Raw genomic sequence first — 2,947 nt, 5'->3', positions numbered from 1 at the left:
ATAGTTCACTTATCATTTTCGTTATTTAGGTCATATATGGTAAATATGACTTATCTTTTTTGGGAGTCTGTGTCTGTATTCCATGCTACATAAGCTTTTCAGCTGGCTTGTCCCCCTGTCAGGGTAGAAACAAACTTAATATACCATAGGTTCTTGAGTTAGGCATCGACTATATGGAACTCTTTCAGGGCCGGATAGAAGTTGAGATTTTCGTGACCCGGACGACTGAGTTTAATCAGGGCAAACCGTTGGGATGGTGGCAATTTTTGCCATTGTTCTAAGCTAATTTCTATCTGGAATTCTCTAGCTTGTTCTAGGACTGTATCGGGAATCTGGCTATCATCTAGCCAAGCGGGATGGGGAGCTATTGCTAGTTCTTCCGGGGGATTACCGGTTTTTTCAGTGATTAATTTTTGCAGAAAATCTCGATAGATTTTCGCTTCTGCTGCCGTCGTACAAGCCATATTAACTAATACCATTCTTTCTGGTTGAGTTAACTGCATCCAATGGGATAATTTTAATTTAACTCCACAGGTATCTAGTTTCATTCTCACGGTCATTGGTATGCAACGTAAGGAGTCCACAAATTCGGCTTCAAAGTCAAAAAAGGTGTTCATATTATTGCCTTGATTTACTGAGGATAAATCTATAATACAGCCTTGGGGTATAATTGCTGGCAAAATGTTATTTTGATTGAATAAACTTGGCTCGATATTGATGACTAGAAACGAGAATTTCCTCTATTTCCTGCCATTTTTCTCCTGCAATATAGTCAACAATTTGATCAAGATTTTGCCGATAATTTGCCAAAGATATCAATAAAGCTTGACGATTGTATTTAGCCATCATTAAACCTAATTCGGGATTGCCACCACCGACGCGACTGGTATCGCGAAAACCAGAACTAGCTAAATTTTCCGCTAATTGGCGAATATTCAGGTCTTGTTCTTTCGCACAAGCTTGGATTAAACTGGTACTAATCATTACTGGCAGATGGGAAATCCATGCCACGGCTCGATCGTGTTCTTCGGGGGAGGAATAATAAATTTTACAGCCTAATTTCTGCACGATTTCAGTTAAGATTTCCACGGCAAAGTTAGGGGTAGATTCAAGGGGAGTAATCAGATATGGGGCATTGACAAATAAACCAAATTGTGCCGCATTAATTCCCTGTTCGGTTTTCCCAGCCATAGGATGACTACCGACAAAATTTGGCCACAATTGGCCACAATTGGCTACAATTGCCCCTTTAACTGATCCCACATCGGTGACAATGGTTTGGGTTTTTAAATAGGGAGTTAATTTTTCCAAAGTTGGCACAATTAAATGTATAGGAGTACAGATAAAGATTAAATCGGCAGTAGCTAATAATTCTAAACTGGTGCTAGATTCATCTACCACTCCTTTTTGTACAGCGATATCACAGGTGTATTGTTGACGGGAAACTCCCAAAACCTTATAACCTTGTGAGCGAAAATCTAATCCCAAGGAACCACCGATTAAACCCAGTCCAATAATGCCAATCTTCATTAGTTTTACTCAAAGATAATTTCGTCTTCCACTCGCCAAGCAGGATCGACAATGCACAAGAAAATTAAGGGTTCCTCCCCACAATTATGAATATATTGTTTAGCTAGAGGAGGTATATAAATGGCAGCACCGACAGTCACTAATTGCACTTCCTCATCGATGTGCATTTCCCCTTGTCCTTGCAAAATATAATAAACTTCCGCAGTTTTTAAAGCGTGAGGAGTAGAAGTTTCCCCCACATCTACCCAGGCGTGGGCTAAACTATAACGTAGATTTAACGGCTGTTTATCGGGATGCAATAACTCGCGCAATCGGGTATGATCACCGGCGATGAATTCCTCACATTCGAGCAGTTTTCTGATTAACATAGTAAAATTAAACCTCGAAGATTGTTTTTATTTTATCATTGAGTCAAAAGCTAAAGACTAATAGCCGTTATCATAGAAATATTCAGCATCGCCAGAATTAACGAATGACTTGGTTAGAACATAGTGTACAGGTAGAAGTGGACGCGCCGATCGATCTGGTTTGGGCTCTCTGGTCAGATTTAGAACAAATGCCCCAGTGGATGAAATGGATCGAATCGGTGAAAATTCTAGAGGAGGAGCCAGAGCTTTCCCGTTGGAAGTTAGCCAGTGGTGGTCTAGAATTTACTTGGTTGTCACGGATACTGAAAATTGTCCCCCACCAGATGATTCAATGGGAATCCGTGGACGGGTTGCCTAACCGCGGGGCAATTCGTTTTTATGACCGTCATGGTAGGAGTATTGTGCGACTGACAGCAGCCTATGCTATACCAGGTTGGTTAGGAAAATTGATGGATAATCTTTTCCTCGGTCGAGTGGTGGAATCAACCCTGCAAGCCGATCTAGAGCGTTTTCGCCTTTATGCTCTCAATATTGTCAATAATACGCCGCCAAGGTGAGGTAATGATCGGCAGTAAGCTGTTGACTATCTAAATTGCTCGTTAAGACTGTCTATGAGCAGGGAGCAGGGAGAGGGTGGTGAGCATTTGTACTAAAATTCCCCCGCGCGGTTTGAACGCAGTACAGCTTATTGCTGACCACCGACGACCGACTCCCCAAAAGGAAAACTTCCTACCTCACCATTAAGATAACTGCACAATTAAAAACTCACATCTGATAACTGATAACTGTTAACGAAGGCAGGGGGCAGGAGGCCGTTTTTGTAACGGGAATTTATGCCCCGCTCCAAAAACTTTTCGCCTTAAGGCGAGGTTTTAGACCCGATTTTTTCGATAATCAGGGTTTTATCTCTAGTGGGACTTAGACAAAAAACAAATCGAGAAAAGCCTCAACTCCAATCCCCGCTTGGGATTTACTTCGAGAAGCCCAAAATCGCTGAAACCCAGATAGATCAAGGAAAATCATCAATCGAGGTTAACCCTTTGTCCCGT

At 41.7% G+C, this 2,947-nt stretch carries 4 protein-coding genes; 1 reads left to right on the top strand and 3 read right to left on the bottom strand.

Annotated elements, in window-relative coordinates; genetic code table 11:
- Nucleotides 1–158: 158 nt before the first annotated feature.
- The 3 genes from IM500_RS05325 to IM500_RS05315 form a co-directional block, all read right to left on the bottom strand.
- Nucleotides 159–617: a nitrate reductase associated protein gene (locus IM500_RS05325; RefSeq protein WP_190721832.1), complete on the bottom strand. Its 459-nt coding sequence runs from the start codon at nt 615–617 to the stop codon at nt 159–161.
- A gap of 67 nt (nt 618–684) precedes the next feature.
- Nucleotides 685–1,530 (bottom strand): prephenate/arogenate dehydrogenase, encoded by an 846-nt coding sequence (locus IM500_RS05320; RefSeq protein ID WP_287737900.1) that lies wholly within the window; start codon nt 1,528–1,530, stop codon nt 685–687.
- 5 nt (nt 1,531–1,535) lie between these two features.
- On the bottom strand, nt 1,536–1,898 hold the full coding sequence (locus IM500_RS05315) for a cupin domain-containing protein (RefSeq protein ID WP_190721814.1): 363 nt from the start codon (nt 1,896–1,898) through the stop codon (nt 1,536–1,538).
- A 104-nt stretch (nt 1,899–2,002) separates the two neighbouring features.
- Between IM500_RS05315 and IM500_RS05310 the strand changes: the two genes are divergently transcribed.
- On the top strand, nt 2,003–2,455 hold the full coding sequence (locus IM500_RS05310; RefSeq protein ID WP_002758186.1) for an SRPBCC family protein: 453 nt from the start codon (nt 2,003–2,005) through the stop codon (nt 2,453–2,455).
- The last annotated feature ends 492 nt before the right edge of the window (nt 2,456–2,947 follow it).

The organism is Microcystis sp. M179S2, from assembly GCF_020245805.1.
GTDB lineage: Bacteria > Cyanobacteriota > Cyanobacteriia > Cyanobacteriales > Microcystaceae > Microcystis > Microcystis aeruginosa.
Note: the sequence above shows the minus strand (reverse complement) of the source record. Positions and strands in the feature narration are given on the sequence as shown.